This is a genomic window from Vreelandella gomseomensis (assembly GCF_031451645.1).
GTDB classification, from domain to species: Bacteria; Pseudomonadota; Gammaproteobacteria; order Pseudomonadales; family Halomonadaceae; genus Vreelandella; species Vreelandella gomseomensis.
In genome coordinates this window covers 49,541-67,703 of sequence record NZ_JARWAI010000001.1, presented here as the reverse complement: position 1 = coordinate 67,703, position 18,163 = coordinate 49,541, and the positions used below count along the sequence as shown (strand labels likewise).

Annotated in this window: 15 protein-coding genes; 3 read left to right on the top strand and 12 right to left on the bottom strand. The window is 60.6% G+C overall.

Annotated features, from left to right (window positions below):
* Positions 1-5: 5 nt before the first annotated feature.
* From QC815_RS00310 to QC815_RS00290, 5 genes are all read right to left on the bottom strand, one after another.
* Positions 6-1,160 (bottom strand): EAL domain-containing response regulator, encoded by a 1,155-nt coding sequence (locus tag QC815_RS00310; RefSeq protein ID WP_309766323.1) that lies wholly within the window; start codon positions 1,158-1,160, stop codon positions 6-8.
* A gap of 124 nt (positions 1,161-1,284) precedes the next feature.
* Positions 1,285-2,961, bottom strand: coding sequence for a methyl-accepting chemotaxis protein (locus QC815_RS00305; RefSeq protein ID WP_230446202.1), 1,677 nt, complete (start codon positions 2,959-2,961; stop codon positions 1,285-1,287).
* A 152-nt stretch (positions 2,962-3,113) separates the two neighbouring features.
* Positions 3,114-4,967, bottom strand: a complete 1,854-nt coding sequence (locus QC815_RS00300) for an ABC transporter ATP-binding protein (RefSeq protein ID WP_309766321.1) — start codon at positions 4,965-4,967, stop codon at positions 3,114-3,116.
* 67 nt (positions 4,968-5,034) lie between these two features.
* The gene (locus tag QC815_RS00295) at positions 5,035-5,565 is read right to left on the bottom strand and encodes a chromate transporter (RefSeq protein WP_230446204.1); all 531 of its coding nucleotides are present in this window, start codon (positions 5,563-5,565) and stop codon (positions 5,035-5,037) included.
* Entirely contained in the window at positions 5,562-6,128 is a 567-nt protein-coding gene (locus tag QC815_RS00290; RefSeq protein WP_230446460.1) for a chromate transporter, read from the bottom strand. The genes QC815_RS00295 and QC815_RS00290 overlap by 4 nt, the downstream gene beginning before the upstream one ends.
* A 179-nt stretch (positions 6,129-6,307) precedes the next feature.
* Here QC815_RS00290 and QC815_RS00285 point away from each other — a divergent pair, with 179 nt between their 5' ends.
* Both QC815_RS00285 and QC815_RS00280 read left to right on the top strand, forming a co-directional pair.
* Positions 6,308-6,976 carry a GntR family transcriptional regulator gene (locus tag QC815_RS00285; protein ID WP_230446205.1) on the top strand — a complete coding sequence of 223 codons (669 nt, stop codon included), beginning with the start codon at positions 6,308-6,310 and terminating at the stop codon, positions 6,974-6,976.
* A 69-nt stretch (positions 6,977-7,045) separates the two neighbouring features.
* The gene (locus QC815_RS00280) at positions 7,046-7,609 is read left to right on the top strand and encodes a DUF1415 domain-containing protein (RefSeq protein ID WP_309766318.1); all 564 of its coding nucleotides are present in this window, start codon (positions 7,046-7,048) and stop codon (positions 7,607-7,609) included.
* Between the two features lie 81 nt (positions 7,610-7,690).
* On the opposite strand, the gene QC815_RS00275 is transcribed toward QC815_RS00280, so the two are convergent.
* The 6 genes from QC815_RS00275 to QC815_RS00250 all read right to left on the bottom strand — a co-directional run bounded on the left by QC815_RS00275 (position 7,691) and on the right by QC815_RS00250 (position 14,469).
* Positions 7,691-8,683: an LLM class flavin-dependent oxidoreductase gene (locus QC815_RS00275; RefSeq protein WP_230446207.1), complete on the bottom strand. Its 993-nt coding sequence runs from the start codon at positions 8,681-8,683 to the stop codon at positions 7,691-7,693.
* Positions 8,684-8,826: 143 nt separating this feature from the next.
* On the bottom strand, positions 8,827-9,513 hold the full coding sequence (locus QC815_RS00270) for an SDR family oxidoreductase (protein ID WP_230446208.1): 687 nt from the start codon (positions 9,511-9,513) through the stop codon (positions 8,827-8,829).
* Positions 9,514-9,613: 100 nt separating this feature from the next.
* The gene (locus tag QC815_RS00265; RefSeq protein WP_230446209.1) at positions 9,614-10,876 is read right to left on the bottom strand and encodes a nitrate regulatory protein; all 1,263 of its coding nucleotides are present in this window, start codon (positions 10,874-10,876) and stop codon (positions 9,614-9,616) included.
* Positions 10,877-10,942: 66 nt separating this feature from the next.
* Positions 10,943-12,295 carry a NarK family nitrate/nitrite MFS transporter gene (locus QC815_RS00260; RefSeq protein WP_309766314.1) on the bottom strand — a complete coding sequence of 451 codons (1,353 nt, stop codon included), beginning with the start codon at positions 12,293-12,295 and terminating at the stop codon, positions 10,943-10,945.
* Positions 12,296-12,581: 286 nt separating this feature from the next.
* Positions 12,582-13,628, bottom strand: coding sequence for a patatin-like phospholipase family protein (locus tag QC815_RS00255; protein WP_230446211.1), 1,047 nt, complete (start codon positions 13,626-13,628; stop codon positions 12,582-12,584).
* 91 nt (positions 13,629-13,719) lie between these two features.
* Complete coding sequence (locus QC815_RS00250) at positions 13,720-14,469, bottom strand: murein L,D-transpeptidase catalytic domain family protein (RefSeq protein WP_422828097.1); 750 nt, start codon at positions 14,467-14,469, stop codon at positions 13,720-13,722.
* A 110-nt stretch (positions 14,470-14,579) separates the two neighbouring features.
* Between QC815_RS00250 and QC815_RS00245 the strand changes: the two genes are divergently transcribed.
* Positions 14,580-16,217, top strand: coding sequence for a L,D-transpeptidase family protein (locus tag QC815_RS00245; RefSeq protein ID WP_230446212.1), 1,638 nt, complete (start codon positions 14,580-14,582; stop codon positions 16,215-16,217).
* 81 nt (positions 16,218-16,298) lie between these two features.
* Here the strand turns inward: QC815_RS00245 and QC815_RS00240 are convergent, their stop codons facing one another.
* A complete protein-coding gene (locus QC815_RS00240; RefSeq protein ID WP_230446213.1) occupies positions 16,299-18,002 on the bottom strand; it encodes a peptidoglycan DD-metalloendopeptidase family protein in 1,704 nt (567 codons plus the stop codon).
* Between the last annotated feature and the right edge of the window lie 161 nt (positions 18,003-18,163).

The following is an 18,163-nucleotide window of genomic DNA, read 5'->3' as shown; positions in this document are numbered from 1 at the left end:
CTCGTCTACTGCGCCAAGTGAGGCTCTCTCGTTAACCAGGTGTCGAGGGCATGGCGCGCTAGCGGACGAGCAATGAAGTAGCCCTGGCCTAGCGTGCAGCCGTACTGCGCCAGAAGGGTGTGCTGGCAGGACGTCTCGATGCCTTCAGCCACGACCTTGAGCCCCAGCCGCTTACCCAGGTCGATAATGGAAAGAGTAATGGCCCGGGCATCGTCATCATGGTCAATCCGTGACACAAAGCTTTTGTCAATCTTGAGCTCGGTAAATGGCAGCCGGTAGAGCTGAACCATGGACGAGTAACCGGTTCCAAAATCGTCCAGGGCGAGCTGGCATCCCTTCCGCCTCAGCGTTTCAAGCACGTGTCGGGCGTAACCCAAGCATTCAATGCCGGCTGACTCGGTAAGCTCCAGGGTAATCTTGTCCAGGGAAATATGATGCCGTTGCGTCAGGCGATCGAACGTCGCCAGCATCCCTTCTGCCTGGATAAACGCAGCGGGGACATTGATCGCAACATTCAAGTCGATCCCTTCGGATTGCCAGCGGGCCTGTTGCGCCAGCGCAAGTTCGATAACATGCCAGGTGAGGGGCAGTATCAGGTCTTGTTTTTCGGCCAGTGGAATAAAGCTGTCCGGATAAAGAACCCCGCGTTGTGGGTCCTGCCAGCGCACCAATGCCTCAACGCCCGTTATGTTGCCCGTGTGAAGGTCCTGCTTGGGCTGAAACGCCAGAAAGAGCTCACGGTCACGAAGGGCCTTTTCCAGCTCTGCTTTGACGGGCGGTTTGGACGACTGCTTGAGTGAATCAATAAATGGCGCCAAGCCTGTCATCAGTTTGGTTTTAGGCAGGAAGCCCAGCATGCACAGGCCTTTTTGATTGCCACTCTCGATCGTATGTGCCGCCGCCTCTTCAGAGCAACCGCTGGTCACTATGATGGCGGCATTCAGACGTAAATCATGCAGATAATCGATAATGTCCAGACCGGTAAATTCGCCAAGTCCCAGATCCAGCAAGATCAGTTCCGTATTGAGTAAAGATGGCTGACGGGCCAGCTCGCCAAGACATCCCGCCGTTGCGACATTGTACCCGAGCTTCTGAAGCAGCATGGTGCCCAATAGCTGTATATCGGCATCATCGTCGATGACTAATGCGTTGCGAATCATATAGGATCCTGTGGCGGCGATGCATGGCATTGTTGTGCACATCAAGGCGCAGATAGCATTAAGTGACGCTGCCGTCAGGCAGCCTTCCTTGGGTTCAACGAGAAACCCAAGGAAGTTTGTGGTACTAGAAAGACTCCCATTCGTAGGGCTGGGATTTGGTCAGCAGAGGCGACGTGGTCGTTCTGGAGGGTGAGGGTTGATCGTTGGTGACCTTCACCGCCTGGTTTGCCTGGGAATCGCTTTGCGTATTGCTGAGCTTGAAGGCACCGACCAGTGCGCCCAGACGTTCGGCTTGTGCGCGTAACTCGGCGGCGGCGGCGCTGGACTCTTCCACCATTGAAGCATTGTGTTGGGTCATACTATCCAGCTCGCTGACGGCGTCATTGACCTGACCGATGCCTACGCTCTGTTCTTTCGCCCCTGAACTGATTTCGGCAATGACGTCAGCCACGCGCTCGATGCTTTTGACCATTTCCTGCATGGTGGCACCGGTTTTCTTGACCTGATCGACGCCCGACTGGGTTCTCGTCATAGAGGTGTTGATCAGCTCGTTGATATTTTTTGATGCATCGCTGGATCGGCTCGCCAGCGTGCGGACTTCCTGGGCCACCACGGCGAAGCCGCGACCGTGTTCACCCGCCCGAGCGGCCTCAACGGAGGCGTTCAACGCCAGTATATTGGTCTGGAATGCGATACTCTCGATGAGGCTGACGATGTTGCTTATCTCGGAGGATGACTCACTGATACTATCCATCGTCTGTTCGACGCTGTGCATGGCCTGCAGGCCTTGCTGGGCAAACTTGCGCGTCGACGTCGCGAGTTGGTCGGCCTGTTCCGCTGAGTCTGAGGCGTTATTGACCACTGCCGCGATTTCCTCCATGGAGGCCGAGGTCTGCTGCAAATTGGACGCCGCCTGTTCCGTCCGTGCCGCCAGTTCCTGGCTGCCTTTGGCAATTTCCCCCGAGGCGTGCTGAAGACTGACGGTGCTGCTGCTCACCGACTGAAGCGTGTCGTCGATCCGTTTGATGAAAGCATCGAATTGCTGCGCGAGTTCGCCGATTTCATCACGGCGGCTGCTTTCGATACGGGCGGTCAAGTCGCCATCCCCGTCGGTGATTTCCTTGATTCGCCCCGTGATGCGACGAATGGCGCGCGACATCATCAACGGGCCTAGCAAGGCAGTCGCGACGGCGGCTAAAAACGCGATAGCGGCAAAGACAATCGTTGAGGTTTGCTGAACCTGGATTCTATCAATAACGGCTTCTTCTGCCTGGTAGGCGGCCGTCTCGATATTGACCCCGGATACATCGTAGATATCACGCAATGCATTGAAAGCCTCCAGTGACGAACCGGAAAGCATGGCGCGGGCGGCTGATGTGTCGCCATTCTGGTGCAGTTCGAAAACACGCGTGGCCTCTTGCTTCCAGTTGCGATATGAGGTGTCAAAAGTGGCTAACTGAGAGATGAGTTCCGGATAGTTTTTCATTAACCCGGCATAACGTTCCATGCGGTCGTACGCCTGCTGGGCATTTTCTTCAAACTCGGCAATGAGGGCGGATCCCCGCTCACCTGAAGGGTCTGACAACAGATACTCAATCTCGGCGGCACGCGCCTGGTAAAGGTCTCTATCGCCGTTAAGTGTTGCGGTGGTGGCGGGTATATAGTTGGTGATAAAAGTATCCAATCGACTTTTCACCATGTTAACGAGTAAGGCGTCAGCGATGACAATAAATAATAATGCTATCGCAACGCTGATAAAGGCTAAGGCGTATTTGACGCTGATTTTATGGAGGTGGCGCATTGAATAATCCTTTAATGGAATCTAATGAGCGCACACTACCGCTAAAGTACTAAAAGCGTCGACGCCTTTATGAACTTCGTCACCTTTGTTCACGATTGTTTTATTAACTTGCTAATCAGTTAAGTATGGGAATCACCAGGCCAAGGCCTGGTTTATTGATAGCCCTTGGCCTGCAGCTGAAACAGCTTGGCATAGCGGCCCTTGGCGGCGAGCAGTTCATCGTGAGTGCCGCGCTCGATGATGTGGCCCTGGTCGATCACCAGAATGAGATCGGCGCTGCGCACGGTGGAGAAGCGGTGGGAGATCAGAATCGCCATCTTGTCGCGGCTGTGCTCGCGGAAGCGGGCGAAGACCGCGGCCTCCGCGGCGGCATCCATGGCGGCGGTGGGTTCATCCAGTACGATGATGTCGGCGTTCTCGCGCATGTAGGCGCGGGAGAGCGCGATCTTCTGCCACTGGCCGCCGGAGAGTTCCTGACCGTTTTTGAACCAGCGACCCAGCTGGGTCTGGTAGCCGCTGGCCATGGCGCTGATGAAGTCATCCGCCATGCCGTGCCGGGCGGCTTGCTGCCAGCGCTGCTCATCGTCAAAGGCATGGGTGTCGCCGACCCCAAGGTTTTCCCCCACCTGTAGCTGGTAGCGCACAAAGTCCTGGAAGATCACCCCGGTGCGCTCGCGCAGCGCCTGGGTGCTCCAGTCGCGCAAGTCGCTGCCATCGAGCAGGATCCGCCCTTCGGTGGGGTGATAGAGCCGCGTCAGCAGCTTGATCAGGGTCGTCTTGCCGGAGCCATTCTCGCCCACCAGGGCCAGGCTCTGCCCGGGGGATAGGTGCAGCGTGACGTCGTGCAAGACCGGTGCGCCGCCCGGGTAGGCGAAGCTGACGTGCTCGAAGCGCAGGCCGTCGCCGGGCAAGGTTCCCTGGGTCAGGGTGCCCTGGTCGGCGTCCACCGGCTGCTCCAGGTATTCATACAGGTTGGAAAGGTAGAGGTTATCTTCGTACATGCCGCTAATCGCGGTCAGGCTCGCGGAAAGCGCGGCCTGGCCCTGCTTGAAGACCATCAGGTACATGGTCATCTGACCCAGCGTCAGCGCGCCGGCAATGGTTTCAATCACCACCCAGCCGTAAGCCGCGTAAAAGGTCAGGGTGCCCAGCAGGCCAAGGACAAACCCCCAGCTTTCGCGGCGCAGCGTGAGGCGACGTTCCTCGGCAAACAGCCGGGTGAAAATATCCCGATAGCGCTTGAGGAACAGCCCCTCAAGGCCAAACAGCTTGACCTCCTTGATGCTGTCCTCCCGGGCAAGCACCGTTTCAAGGTACATCTGCATGCGAGTCTGCGGCGAGCGCCAGCGAAACAGCCGGAAGGCATCGCCGGAAAACTTGGCCTCCGAGATAAACACCGGCAGCGCGCCGGCTACCAGGATCAGTAGCGCCCAGGGAGAAAACTGCACCAGCAAGACGCCGAAGCTGGCCAGCGAAATGGCATTTTGCAGCAGCCCAAAGGTTTTATTGACCAGCGCCAGCGGGCGCGTGGAGGCTTCGCGCCGTGCCCGGGTCAGCTGGTCGTAGAGTTCTGAATCCTCGAACTGGCTGAGCGACAGCTGCCCGGCTTTCTCAAGAATCATCACATTGACCTTCTGCCCCAGCAGCGCCCGCAGCAGCGACTGCTGGGCCGAGAGGCCACGCTGGGCGAGCGCGATCAGTGCAATGATCAGTGCCTCGAAGGCCACCAGCGTAAGTACCGGCGTGATGGACACCAGCAGGTTGGGGTCGGTGGCAGCCTGATGCGCGTCCATCGCGTTGACCACGCCATCGACGATCAACTGGCCGACCCAGGCAGCAACGGCAGGAAGCACGCCGGCCACGAGCGTACACAGCGCCAGGCCAAGCATCATCCAGCGTGAGGTCTCCCACACCAGTCCCAGTGCCCGGCGGCTATAGCGGAAGACACCAAGAAAGCCGCCAAGTGGCGATGACGAAGAAGCGGCGGGTGACGAGGGTGGTGACATAATGGAACGGCAACGACCTGGCAGATACGGAGGGCCATGATGCGATGGTTAATCGTGGATAGCCAGTTCAACCCAGCAAAAGTCCGCCATAAATCAGCGCGCCGATGACCACAAAGGCTGGGTGCGTCTTGAACCGAATCAGCGCAACGGCGGCGACGGCGCCGATGATCAGGGTGTGGACGGCGCCGCTGCTGTCAACGCTTTCCAGCAAAAAGCCGAGGGTCAGCCAGGCCATCATCATGGCGATGACCGGACGTACCCATTGGCTCATGCGCTTCACCCGGGGCGAATCGCGGTGGCGATACAAAAGCCCAAGCGCGCCGAGCATCAGCAGCAGGGTAGGGATCACCGTGGCGGCCACCGCGACAATAGCACCGCCGATCCCGGCCACTTCGTAGCCGATATACCCGGCCATCTTGGTAGCGATGGGGCTTGGCAGCGCGTTGCCCAGCGCCAGGGTTTCCGCAAAGGCCTGCGCGGTCATCCAGTCATAGCGGCCCACCACCTCGGCCTCGATGAGCGGAATGATCGCCGGGCCGCCGCCATAGCCAATGATGTTGGGGATAAAAAACGCGAGAAACACCTCCCAGTAAATCATGCCGACTCCTTGGCGTTTTTAGTGCCCGTGGGGCGCAGCAGGGCGGCGAGCAGAATGGCGCCTATCACCCAGCCTGGATGCACGCCGAGCCAGTAAATAAGCCCCGCCGCAATGACCGCCATGAGACCGCTGGCCAGCCAGCCCAGGGCCGCTTGGGATTTATCGAAAAAATCCCAGGTAAGCTGTGCCATCATGACCATGACCACGGGCACCACCGCCTGGCCCATGCCGCGAATCCAGGCGACATCGCGGTAGCGGCTGAAAATGCCTAACATGATAATCATGGCGACGATCATGGGGACGATGATCGCGACGACGGCGGCGATGCAACCGGTGACCCCGGCTACCCGATAGCCGATGTAGCCGGGCATCTTGGTGGCAATGGGGCCCGGCAGGGTATTGCCGATGGCCAGTACGTCGGCGAACTCTTCATCGCTGAGCCAGCGGTGGCGGGTGACAACCTCGGCGCGTACCAGCGGTATCATGGCGGGACCGCCGCCGAACCCCAGCAGGCCGACGCGCAAGAAGGCCCAGAACAGCTGCCAGGTGGGGGTCGATGAGATCACAGGTGGTGGCCCTGGAAGGCCAAAAATGAGAAACAGCGCATAGCCGACCCTTGTTGATCGTTTGTCAGTTAAAAAATCGATTATTTGATATAAAATAGAATATAAGCGAGGGCTTCCCAGGGCGTCAACTCCCGTGTGGTTCAGGGCATGGGCGCCAGGATGAAAAAGGATCTGACATGAATCAACACCTTCAACCGGTTATCAGCACGGCGTCGAGCCGGATTTACGAAACACTGCGGCGGGATCTGGTCGGCGGGCGTTTTGCGGCAGGCGAGAAGCTGGCGATCAATGCCCTCAAGGAGCATTATCACGTCGGCCTGAGCCCGCTGCGTGAAGCGCTGAACAAGCTGGCCGCCTATGGCCTGTTGATCCAGGAAAACCAGCGTGGCTTCAGAGTGCCCACCCTGACCCGTGCCGAACTGGACGACATTGCCAGCATGCGGCTTGAGCTGGAAGGCATGGCGTTCGAACGGGCGATCCAGCACGGCGATGCCGTTTGGGAAGCGGAGCTGCTGGCTGCGGCGCATCGCCTGAAGCGCGCCGACATGTCGCTTGAAAAAGACGAGGAATGGGAAACGCTGCACAGCCAGTTTCATCGCACGCTGGTGGCGCCCTGCGGCTCTGTCTGGCTGCTGCGCTTTATCGAACAGCTCCACGACCAGTTTGACCGTTACCGTCGCCTGGGGCCGAAAATGCCAACGGTGCGCCAGACGCTGGATGATCAGCACCACCAGCTCGTGGAGCTGGCGCTTCAGCGCGACACCAAGGCCGCCCGGGCGCTGATGGACGACCATATCCATAAGTCCTATCAGGTGGCGTTAAAACGTTACGAGGCTCACGCTTAATCAAGCGCTGACGTGTAAACTGTCGCCCGACGCGCCGGGCATCGGCGAAGCTAACAAAGAGGAGCAGGCATGCAGGACGCCGATAAAACGGTCATCGCCCAGACGCTGAACTGGGTCAACGGCTTTATTGTAGCCCACGACATCTGCCCGTTTGCGCGGCGCGAGCTGGAGAGGCAAGCGGTGCGCGTCGAGGTGGTGCGCTCCAAGAAAATCGAGGTGGCACTCGAGGAGCTGATGGTCGAGGTGCAGTGGCTGGATGAGCACCCGGAGACGGAAACCACGCTGCTGGTGTTTCCTACGCTATTCAAGAGCTTCGATCACTACCTGGATTTCATCGACCTGGCCGAAAGCATCCTGGTCGACCAGGGGTATGAAGGCGTCTACCAGCTGGCGAGCTTTCACCCGGATTACTGCTTTGCGGACGCGGATCCGGGCGACGCTGCCAACTATACCAACCGTTCTCCCTACGCCATGGTGCACTTGCTCCGCGAGGAGAGCGTCGCCCGGGCGATCGATTATTACGGCAATACGGCGGCGATCCCCGAGCGCAACGTGGCGTTGCTCAACGGCATGGGCAGCGACGCCGTCGAACAGCAATGGCAGCGCAGCTGCGCCACCGATCCTCAAGGCTGAGGAATCACGCTTGAAGACTGGCTTCATCCCCGGCAAGCGATAGACAGGATGGAGAGGCCAGGCGCATGGCCTTTGTGGCGTTCAGCGCGCCGCATCGGCGACGATCTGGTAGCTTTTCAGCCGATCCTGAGGGTCGTAGAAATCGCTGTTGATCATCAGCTCATTAGCCCCCGTGCGTGCCTGAAACTCGCTCAGTCGGGCTTTGACCGTCTCGGGGCCGCCAATGATCGCAGCGCCCAGGAACTGCTCGACCTGGGCACGCTCCATGGGCGTCCAGTCCAGCTGCTCCACCGGAGGCATCGACACCGTGGGCTTGCCGCGGATCAGGTTGAGGAATTTCTGCTGGGCCGTGGTCGCCAGGTAATGGGCCATGGCGTCGCTCTCGGCGGCGATCACCGGCAGCCCGACCGTTGCGTAGGGGGCGTCCAGATGGGTCGACGGCTGGAAGTTGTCGCGATACAGGCGTAGCGCCTCGAACAGGTAGCCGGGCGCGAACTGGGCGGCAAAGGCAAAGGGCAGGCCCAGCTTGGCGGCCAGCTGCGCGCTGAAGCCGCTCGACCCCAGCAGCCAGATAGGCACGTGTGTGCCCTGGCCGGGCACGGCCTTGACACGTTGCTGGGGCGGGGCATCGCCAAGGTAGCCGCGTAGCTCGTCGAGCTGAGCGGGGAAGTCGTCTACCCCGGCTCGGGCATGGCGACGCATCGCCTGCATGGTGGCGCCGTCGGATCCCGGCGCACGACCAAGCCCCAGGTCGATGCGCCCGGGGTAGAGCGTTTCGAGCGTGCCAAACTGCTCGGCCACTACCAGGGGCGGATGATTGGGCAGCATGATACCGCCGCTGCCGACGCGAATGCGCGAGGTGTGTCCGGCTATATGTCCAATCAGCACCGCTGTCGCGGCACTGGCGATACCCTCGATGTTGTGGTGTTCCGCCAGCCAGTAACGCTCATAGCCCAGCTGTTCGGCGAGCTTGGCAAGTGACACGCTATCCTGAAACGTTTCCGCAGCGCTGCCGCCCTGACGAATCGGGGCAAGATCCAATACCGATAGCGCGGTAGACGCGAGTCCGCTCATGCTTCACCTGTAGAACCGTATAGAAAAAGGCGTACCGATCATGGCCCGACGGCGTGATGTCGGGCTGATCATTAGCACGCTTGTTATCTACCCGTTATGCGGCCGGTACCGTTGAATTGCAAGGCGGGGCGCTACAAAAGCGCTCACTCCACCGGCGGGGTGGGGCGAACGAGTATTTCATTGACGTCGACGTGGGCGGGCTGCGACAGCGCGTAGATGACCGCATTGGCAATGTCGCGGTCTTCCAGCGCGTGCTCCGGTGGTTCATCAAAGAAGGGGGTGTCGACCATGCCGGGCTCGATCAGCGTGACCCGCATGCCGGTGCCGCGCAGTTCCTCGCGCAGGTTGTAGCCGATGCCCGTCACGGCCCACTTGGTGGCGCTGTACATCGAGCCTGGTATGGTTGCTCGCCCGGCGGCGGAGCCGGTCAGCAGCACGTGGCCTTTGCTGCGTTTGAGCGCCGGCAGGCAGGCCTGAAGGGTCAGCCCGACGCCGTAGACGTTGGTCAGGATCATGTCCTTCCAGCGCTCATGATCGGCCCCGCTGAAGCCGCCCGGTGTCCCGCCGCATCCGGCGTTGGCGAAGACCGCATCAAGACGGCCGAAGGTTTCCAGCGCTTCGTCGACCATCGCCTGCTGGGCGTCCATCCGGGTGACGTCGAGTTCGCAGGTCAGCACGTTCTCCGGCCCAAGTTCCTGGGCGAGCGCGCTGAGCTTGTCCGTGGAGCGGGCCGCCAATACCAGTTTATAGCCTTCCCGGGCGGCCGCACGCGCCGTCGCGGCGCCGATGCCGCTTGATGCCCCCGTGATCAGTAGTACGCCGTTTTGCATCCTTTGCGCTCCTCGCAGTTAACCAGAAGTATCCTTTTAGGATGGCTAACTTGGCGCCATTGTGCAAATCATAAGCCTGCGAACGAATGGGGCGTGTGTCTCAGTGATTGGCTTCCTTGCGCTTGAGCATGGAGGAAAGGTCGAGAATCGACTGAGCCATGTCCGCCATGCTTTTGCTCTGGTTCATGGAGGTGGTGCGCAGGAAACGATAAGCCTCCTCCTCGGTCATTTCCTGGTGAGCCATGATCAGACCCTTGGCGCGCTCGATCAGCTTGCGCTCGCGCAGCGCCTTACGGGTGTTTTCCAACTCGTCGCTAAGGCCTTGCAGGCGTCGGGACTGTGCCTGGGTCAGCTCGATGAGCGAACGGCCCAGCGGCGAGTTGAGCGCATTGGCGGTCAGGTCGCCCAGCGGCTCGGCGCTGGTCAACGCCAGCAGCTGCGCGCAGGGCGCCGGAGTGTTCGTAGCGGGATCGGCCTTGGCCTTTTCCAGCGCGGCGCTGGCCTGATCGATCTTGCGGTGGCAAAGCGCAGTAAGCTGGGCATTGAGCGCGTCTTCGACGTTCTTGATGCTATCGATACGCAGGGTGGCCAGCTCGTACCAGGTCTCGCCAAGCGAGTCCGGCGAGTCGGGATGCGAGCGCCGCTGGCAGGCAATGTCGCGCAGGTGGCCGATGCCCGAGAGCGTACGCGGCGAGAGCTCCTGCTGCCAGCACTGCCGGGCGTCCGGTGAGGCAAATTCCTCAAAGGTATCGAAGCAGCGCTGCTGGTCGTTGATAAGCTGGGCGAGCAGGGCGCTGTGGGCATCGTCAAAATACCCCTGGGTAAAGCCGAAGGCACCGCAGGCGCGTTCCTGCCCGGCCAGCTCCTTGCCCTGCATCAAATGAAAAATGGCCACCAGCGCGCGGGTGATGTCCGGATCGACGGCCGTATCCGCGGCGTCAAAGACGATTGCCAGCAAGCCACTGGCCAGCTGGTTATACGCCTGGGTGGCCGCGTCCGGGGTAATGGCAAAGGTGTCGATGGCGTGGCGCAATGCGTCAAGCTCGTCCAGCGCGGCCCATACCGTGGCGATCCGGCGTAGCAGGCGGGCGGCGGCCTGGGGGCGGGCTTCCTGGCTTAGCGCTTCGAGACGGCGGCGCAACAAGGCTTCCGCGTCCTGGCTATGCTGCTGGTATGTCGCGCGCCGTTCCTTGAAGCGCATGCCCCGGGAGACCAGGAAAATCGTCGACGCCCCGCGTTCACGCTGCAGCATGTGAATGAAGTGACTGATATCGCCAACGATATCGCACGTCGTGGCCAGATGGGTCAGGTTGTCGATATCGCAACGTTTGGCGGTTAACAGTAACTGTTGAGCTGAAGACATAACGCATTTCCTTGTGGCTCACCGCCAGGACGGCGCACCTCCGTGGAGGTCCGCCGTCGGCGTTGTTTAGCGTAACGATAGGGCACCGGCCCCGGTGTCGTCGCCCACTGCATCGCGATAGGCCATGGCTTCCTCGGCTTCCTGGGCATCGCTGAAGCGCACCAGCAACACGCAAGAGGCCAACGCCAGTACCGCCAGGCCAAGGTAGAACAGTCCCTGCTGATAGGTCAGGCTTTCGCTGCGGAACAGGAAAGCAGCGGATACCGCACCGACGTTGCCGCCCGCGCCGACGATACCGGCCACCGCCCCCAGGGCCTTTTTATTGATGAACGGAACCACGCCGTAGGTGGCGCCCTCGGCCATCTGCACAAACAGGCTGAAGACCAGCATGATGCCAATGGCCAGGCTCAGGACGTGCATCTGTGAAAAGGCAACCAGTGCGATCCCTTCGCATATCAGCGCCACCAATAACCAGCGCACGCGTCCTTTCAGGCCGCCCTGTTTGGCAAACAGATCGGAAAACATGCCGCCCAGGGTGCGCGCGAAAATATTCATCAGCCCGAACAGCCCGGCAATCAGGCCGGCGGTTGCCAGCGTCAGCTCAAAATTATCGAAAAAGTAGATGGCGGCAATGTTGTTGATCGTCAGCTCCACGCCGAAACACAGGCCGTACACCACAAACAACGCCCAGACGCGAATATCCTTTGCTGCGGTCATGAAGTTTTGCACGGCACCATGCTCGCCGCTGGCGGCGGGCAGTTCGCCCCGGGCGCGCAGCTCGTCGAAATTGCCATCGGGGGCATCCTGGGTAAACAGCCAATAGGCAATGCCGGTAAAGAACAGCACGACGCCCGGCACGACCATGGCTAACCGCCAGCTCAGCGCCTCGTTGACGCCCAGCATCAGCATGCCGGCAAAGATCAGCGGCATCACGATCTGGGTGGTGCCCCCGCCCAGGTTGCCCCAGCCCGCGCTGGTGGCGTTGGCCGTGCCTACCACGTTGGGCGCGAACATGATCGAGGTGTGGTACTGGGTAATCACGAACGACGCGCCGATGGCGCCGATCGCCAGCCGCGCCATGAGGAAGGTCTCGAAGCTATCGGCGAGGCCAATACCCATGACCGGGATCGAGCCGAGCAGCAGCAGCCCCGAGTAGGTCTTGCGCGGTCCCAGCCGGTCGCACAATACGCCAATCACCAGGCGGACGATGACGGTGATGGCTACCGAGGCGATGATGGTATTGCCAATCTGGGTCTGGGTCAGGGCCAGGTCTTCGCGGACCACCGCCATGAGCGGGGCAATGCCGAACCAGCCGAAAAAGCACAGGTGGAAAGCAAACCAGGAAAAATGGAACGCACGCATTTGCGGCGTCGAAAAATTGAGCAACCGAATGCGGTTGGCCTTGTTGCGAATATCCATGGGATGGCCTCACGGGTCTTGTTACGAGTTCAATACCCTGCGCAGCAATCGCGCAGCGTTATCGGTTCACGAGAACATGCCTTCTTCATTGAAGGTCAGGTTCGACGCACTCGTACCCGCTTGGGCCTGGTCCACGCCTACCACCACTGCTTACATTTATGCAAAGTGGTTGCCATGGCGCAGTTTTTATATGTTTATCAGCTAATTACTTTTAGGGGGTTGGCTGAGCAAGCGGTGACCACCCGGCCAGTGCTGCATGGTTGGGCACTGGCATACGCGGTCTGACTTATATTGGTGCCTCGGCAGGCGTCGCGCTGTCGTCCTGGTAGACATCCTCGATATCCAGCGTCGAGTGATGGCCCAGCGCGTCGAGGTTGTCTTCCAGCCAGCGGTCGGCCGCCGCGCGCCCCTGTTCAAACAGATGGCACAGGAAGGGCCATTCGGCGTTGAGCTTGCTGGAAACCGAAAGGTCTTGCAGCGCGCCTTCGCCGCTGATGCGGTGAAACAGTGCCTGCTGATAGCAGTTCTCGATGCCCTGGGCGTCAAGCACCTGCTTGAGCATGGCGATCATGCGGATTTCCTTTATCAGCGCCGAGTTGAAGGTAATTTCGTTGAGGCGGTTCATGATGCCCGAGGCGGTGGTCGGGACGGTGTCCCGGCGAATCGGGTTGATCTGCACCAGCAGAATATCTCGGGCGCTACATTCCTCCATCAGCGGGAACAGCGCCGGATTGCCCATATACCCGCCGTCCCAATAGGCCTCGCCGTCGATGTCAACGGCCTGGAACACAAACGGCAGGCAGGCCGATGCCATGACCGCCTCCAGGCTCATCTCCTGGCGGCGGAACACCCGTTGCTTGCCGGTACGCACGTTGGTGGCCGTCACGAACAGCTTGAGCTGTTCGCAGCGGCGAACTCGGTCAAAGTCGATCCGCTCGGCGAGGATCTCGCGCAGCGGGTTCACGTTCAGCGGGTTGAACTGATACGGCGAGACCAGGCGGCTCATTAGATCCATGGCGATATAGCCCGGCGAGTGGTCAAGGCTCCAGTTGCCGGTCAGCTTGTCCAGGGGCGTGCGACGAATCGGGCTGGCCATCCCTGCGCGGCTGACCGCCTGCCAGAAGTCGTGGAGGGCTTCGCGGGCGGTTTCCTTGTCACCGCGGGTCAGGGCGTCGGCCATCACTACGCCGTTCATCGCCCCGGCGCTGGTGCCGCTGATGCCTTCGATCTCAACGCGGTCATCCGCCAGTAAGCGATCAATGACGCCCCAGGTATAGGCACCGTGGGCGCCGCCTCCCTGTAAGGCCAGGTCTAACGATTTGGGTTGAACCATTGGCTTGCCTCCTTGCGGTTGGCGGTCAACTAACAGCCAGATGGCTACCAGCATGGCACATCGCGGCTGGAACCGTTATCTTCCGAGCCATTCAGCTATCGTCAGGCCTGTCTGCCATCGGGTAGTGCTGGGCGAGCGACGGTGCATTCGGGCAGTTGATCACCTGAGAGGTCGCCAGCCATTCTTGATCCGGGTAGTACGCGAAGACATAGTGGTCGCCCTTCAGGCTGTCGATCAGCGGGTAGGTGACCTCTTCGCGAACCGCCGGGCAGCCATGGCTGCGCCCTAACCGGCCGGTTTGATCGATGAAGGCCTCGCTGACGTAGTCGGCCCCGTGAATCACGATGGCGCGCTCAAAGGCGTTATCGTTCACGTTGGCTTCGAGTCCTTCCAGGCGCAGCGAATAGCCGTTGCGGCCGTAATAGCTATTCATTGTCTTGAATAGCCCGATACTTGATTGATGGCTGTCGGGAACGTTGGAAAAAGTCTCCGCCTGGGCATCGCCGGATCCCTGTCCGTGGGAGACGAGCTCCTGAAACATCAGCTCGTGCTGTGCCAGATCGAATACCCAGAGGCGCGGCTCGGTTGACGGTAGCGAGTAATCGATCACGGCCAGGCGCTCGGCATGGGGATCGCGGCAGCTGAGTGCCTGGGCGGCCAGGCGGAGTGCCTCCGGGCTGGCCCCGGGGGCAAGCTGAAGCAGCTGATGATGCAGAGGCAGAACGCCGTGAGGCGGTGCCGCATTGACCTGACTGAAAAAGCTGGCAGCGTGAAGCGGTAGGCTCAAAAAGGTGACCGGCAGGCAGACAAGCCATGCACGCGACGAAAAAAGTGGCATCATATAGGTTCATCCTGCAGCTAGCACGCGGTGGGGCCGGCGCCAACCGGCTATTATCACAAAGGAAGTACACCGCATTGTCGGGGCGATCATAGTAACGCAAGGAGAGGCCAATGAACGAGCGGCAGCCATTAAGACAATGGGCGATAGGGGTGGCGCTTTGCCTGAGCGCGGGCGTGGTCGGTAGTGCCGTGGCCGAGACCGAAACCTCGGCGCCGCTGCGCGAGGCGCTGGAAGCGCAAGTGACCGAAAGCGATCAACACCTGCCCGTCGAGCGCTTTTACGCGCACCGCGACTACCAGCCGGTGTGGACGAGCTCGGCAAGCGTGGGGGCGCTGGTCGCGGGGCTTGACGACCTGGTGCAGGACGGGATCCATCCGGATCACTATGCGGCCGGGTCGTTGATGGCAGGATTTGAACGTAGCCAGGCAGCCGGAGCATCGGCCCAGGTCGCCTTTGAACTGCGGGCAAGCCGGGCGCTGCTGCAGGCACTTGATGACCTGAACCGCGGGCGGTTGAACCCTCGGCTGTTAAGCAGTCAGTGGGATGGCGAGCGGCCAGCGCGTGGCTACTCGATGGCGCGGGTGGTCGAGGCGGTCAATCAGATGGATATTGCGGCCGCGCTGGATCAGGCGCGTCCTGATACGCCGGCGTATCGCCAGCTAAAGGCGGCCTATGCCGACTTCCAGTCGCGTGCCTCCCAGTCCAGCGTGCCCTACCTGGGTCGGCGTGAGGAATCGTTGCGGCTGGGGGATCGGCATGACGATGTGCTCACCTTGCGTCGCCGGCTGACGCACTGGGGCGAAGCGCATCTACTGGCGGCGAACCCCGAGGCTTATCCGCACATCGACGCCAATGCCCCGGATCAGCGTGAGTTTGACGCGCCGCTGGCCGCGGCGGTCAAGCGTTTCCAGCGTCGTCATCTGCTCCAGGAGGATGGCGTCGTCGGCGAGCAGACACGTCGTGCGCTCAACGTGCCGCTGTCTTCACGGGCCGATCAGCTCAGGGTCAATCTTGAACGCGCCCGCTGGATGGGCGCCCAATCGGATGCGGCGCCGAGCGCGTGGGTCGACCTGGCGGGCTACCGGCTGCATTACACAAGGCCCAACGGCGAGCACTGGCAGACTCGCGTTATCGTGGGGACACCGCGGCGTGCGACCCCGGTGATACACTCGGCGATCACCCATCTGACCGTTAACCCAAGCTGGACGATTCCGCCGACGATTCTGCGCGAGGATGTCCTTCCCCGGGTGCGCGATGATGTCGGTTATCTCGCCGACGAGAACATCCAGGTCGTTGATTTTTCGGGTAACCCAGTGGCGGCCGAGACAGTCGACTGGGAGCGGCCGGGGAATATCATGCTGCGTCAGGTGGCGGGCAGTGCCAACCCGCTGGGGCGCGTGGTGGTGCGCTTCCCCAACAACCACATGATCTACCTGCACGACACGCCTGCCCAGGGGCTCTTTCAGCGGCACCGGCGCGCGCTGAGCTCGGGCTGTGTCAGGGTGGAGGGTGTTACCCATTTTGCCCAGCTGTTGCTCCGGGATACCGGCAGTTCGGCGCAGCTGTCGCGCCTGATGGCCAGCCGTGGCAATGACCACCAGGTAAGCTTGCCCCGGCGCGTGCCGATTGCGCTGCATTATTTGACCGCCTGGCCCAACGCCCAGGGCGAGATCGAATTCCGCCCGGATATCTACGGCCACGATGCCAAGGTAGACGCGGCGCTTAGTCAGCGTCGGCTATCCGGTTGAGCGGCACCCGCGCGGCCGACATAAAAAAGCGCCACTTCCAAGAAGTGGCGCTTTTCTAGTTATCGCAGGGCGCTGTGATAGTTACTCGTCAGCGTCCGCGGCGTCGTTATCGACCAGGCTGATGGTGCCGGTTTCACCGCTTTCCAGTGCGGCCAGCATGGGAGCCGCCTGGCGCTGAAACGCCACCAGGGTGTCACCGTCGAGGCTGGTGTTTTCGGGCAGCTCCACGGTCATGGCGTTCACCGGGGAGTTGTTGACGATGACTTCGTAATGCAGATGGGGGCCGGTGCTGCGGCCGGAGTTGCCTGAAAGCGCGATACGCTCACCCATCTCGACCCGCTCGCCCTGGCTGACCAGCGGCTTGGAGAGATGCAGGTAGCGCGTGCGGTAGCCGTTATCGTGACGAATGACGATGTAGCGTCCGGCGGCGTAATGGTTGGCAACCTTTTCGACCCGTCCCGAGGCAGGCGCCGTGACGGGCGAGCCGATCGGCATGGCAAAGTCGGTGCCATTATGCGGGCTGATGCGTCCGGTAACCGGGTGTTTGCGGCGGGGGTTGAAGCCTGAACTCAAGCGGTAGTTGCCTTCGAAGGGGCGACGCGCAAACGCCGGATCCAGGCTGCTGCCATCCGGTGTATAAAATTTATCGTCGGTGGCATTGCGCACGACAGTCAAGTTCATGCGTTCGCCTTGGTACTTAACTGCCAGAACGCGCGAATCCAGCGTTTCGCCGTCGATCATATCGGATTCGACCAGCACTTGAAAGCGATCGCCGCGACGGCTATCGCGGCGAAAATCGAGTTTTTTCTGGAGCAGGAGGGTCAGTGCCGTGACGGCGCCACTGTCGAGACCCGTCGACTGGGCTGAACGCGCAAAGCTGCCGCTGACGGTGCCGGCGTACATGCGCTGCACGGGCTCGCCATGGCGTTCTATCCCGGTAATGGCGAACTGATCGTTCTCGCGCTCGATCAGCACTCCTTCGCGGGTATTCTTCATCATGCGCAGCGACAGCAGGCGGCCTTCTTTGTCCAACTGATAGTCGAAGCTGTGCCCGGCGCGCCAGTGGGTCAGCATCCTGGGATCAGGGACGTCGTCGAGCAGTCGAAGCGCTTCACTGTATCCCAGACCCAACTGATTCTGCGCCAGTACGGCGAAGGTTTCGCCGGACTCGACGATGTGGGTTTCCCACTCGGGCACGAACGTCTCTTCAGCCGCGAGTTCCAGGTCGAGGAAGGACACATCGCCAAACAGGTCGGCGCCATAATCTTCATAGGACGTGGCGTCGGCAGTGGCATCGGCCAACTGCGTGGCGGGAGCGTGGTCGACGTCCAGCATGCCGCTGGTCAAGGTACCCACGACAACGGCCATGTGCAGAGCGCCGTCGTTCAACGTGCTGTTCTCAACCGTGTCGGTGTCAAGAGTAGGTGAAAGAACGCTCGCTGCTTGAACCTCGATATCGGCTTCAGCGCCGTCAATAACGTCGAGGTCGACAATTTCGGTTGCCTTGAGCTCGCTAAGGGGGATGTTTTCCCGGGTAGCGTCGAGGGCGCGGGAGGCGCGGTCAATGGCATCGGCGACAGGCGTTCGTTGTTTATTCAGAGAAGGAACGCCCGGCGTGGAATCGCTTGGTAGGGGAACCAGAACGCTTTCCATTGACGCATCGGGTTGGCTCAGGTCGTGATATGTCGTGATTAGTTTTTGTGTGCCCAGCACGGTAACCATGGTGGCTACGGGTAACAGTAACAATTTGTGCGTGCGGGGCAGCGAATGAAGGATTCGCAACATGGGTAAATGGGCCGCCAATTTCGTGATTTAAAAGTAACTAAAGCGAATAAACCCATGAACCATAACCCATGATAGCGGGGGTTCCTAGACTGTATGTCCATCCATAAAATGAACTTACGCCTAATGACGCATGCACCAGACCGGCGTTACGGATTTTTGAA

Excerpts from the sequence above, each read along its gene's own strand:
- QC815_RS00310 (WP_309766323.1), bottom strand. The coding sequence starts at position 1,160 with ATGATTCGCAACGCATTAGTCATCGACGATGATGCCGATATACAGCTA.
- QC815_RS00305 (WP_230446202.1), bottom strand. The coding sequence starts at position 2,961 with ATGCGCCACCTCCATAAAATCAGCGTCAAATACGCCTTAGCCTTTATC.
- QC815_RS00300 (WP_309766321.1), bottom strand. The coding sequence starts at position 4,967 with ATGTCACCACCCTCGTCACCCGCCGCTTCTTCGTCATCGCCACTTGGC.
- QC815_RS00295 (WP_230446204.1), bottom strand. The coding sequence starts at position 5,565 with ATGATTTACTGGGAGGTGTTTCTCGCGTTTTTTATCCCCAACATCATT.
- QC815_RS00285 (WP_230446205.1), top strand. The coding sequence starts at position 6,308 with ATGAATCAACACCTTCAACCGGTTATCAGCACGGCGTCGAGCCGGATT.
- QC815_RS00280 (WP_309766318.1), top strand. The coding sequence starts at position 7,046 with ATGCAGGACGCCGATAAAACGGTCATCGCCCAGACGCTGAACTGGGTC.
- QC815_RS00275 (WP_230446207.1), bottom strand. The coding sequence starts at position 8,683 with ATGAGCGGACTCGCGTCTACCGCGCTATCGGTATTGGATCTTGCCCCG.
- QC815_RS00270 (WP_230446208.1), bottom strand. The coding sequence starts at position 9,513 with ATGCAAAACGGCGTACTACTGATCACGGGGGCATCAAGCGGCATCGGC.
- QC815_RS00265 (WP_230446209.1), bottom strand. The coding sequence starts at position 10,876 with ATGTCTTCAGCTCAACAGTTACTGTTAACCGCCAAACGTTGCGATATC.
- QC815_RS00260 (WP_309766314.1), bottom strand. The coding sequence starts at position 12,295 with ATGGATATTCGCAACAAGGCCAACCGCATTCGGTTGCTCAATTTTTCG.
- QC815_RS00255 (WP_230446211.1), bottom strand. The coding sequence starts at position 13,628 with ATGGTTCAACCCAAATCGTTAGACCTGGCCTTACAGGGAGGCGGCGCC.
- QC815_RS00250 (WP_422828097.1), bottom strand. The coding sequence starts at position 14,469 with ATGATGCCACTTTTTTCGTCGCGTGCATGGCTTGTCTGCCTGCCGGTC.
- QC815_RS00245 (WP_230446212.1), top strand. The coding sequence starts at position 14,580 with ATGAACGAGCGGCAGCCATTAAGACAATGGGCGATAGGGGTGGCGCTT.
- QC815_RS00240 (WP_230446213.1), bottom strand. The coding sequence starts at position 18,002 with ATGTTGCGAATCCTTCATTCGCTGCCCCGCACGCACAAATTGTTACTG.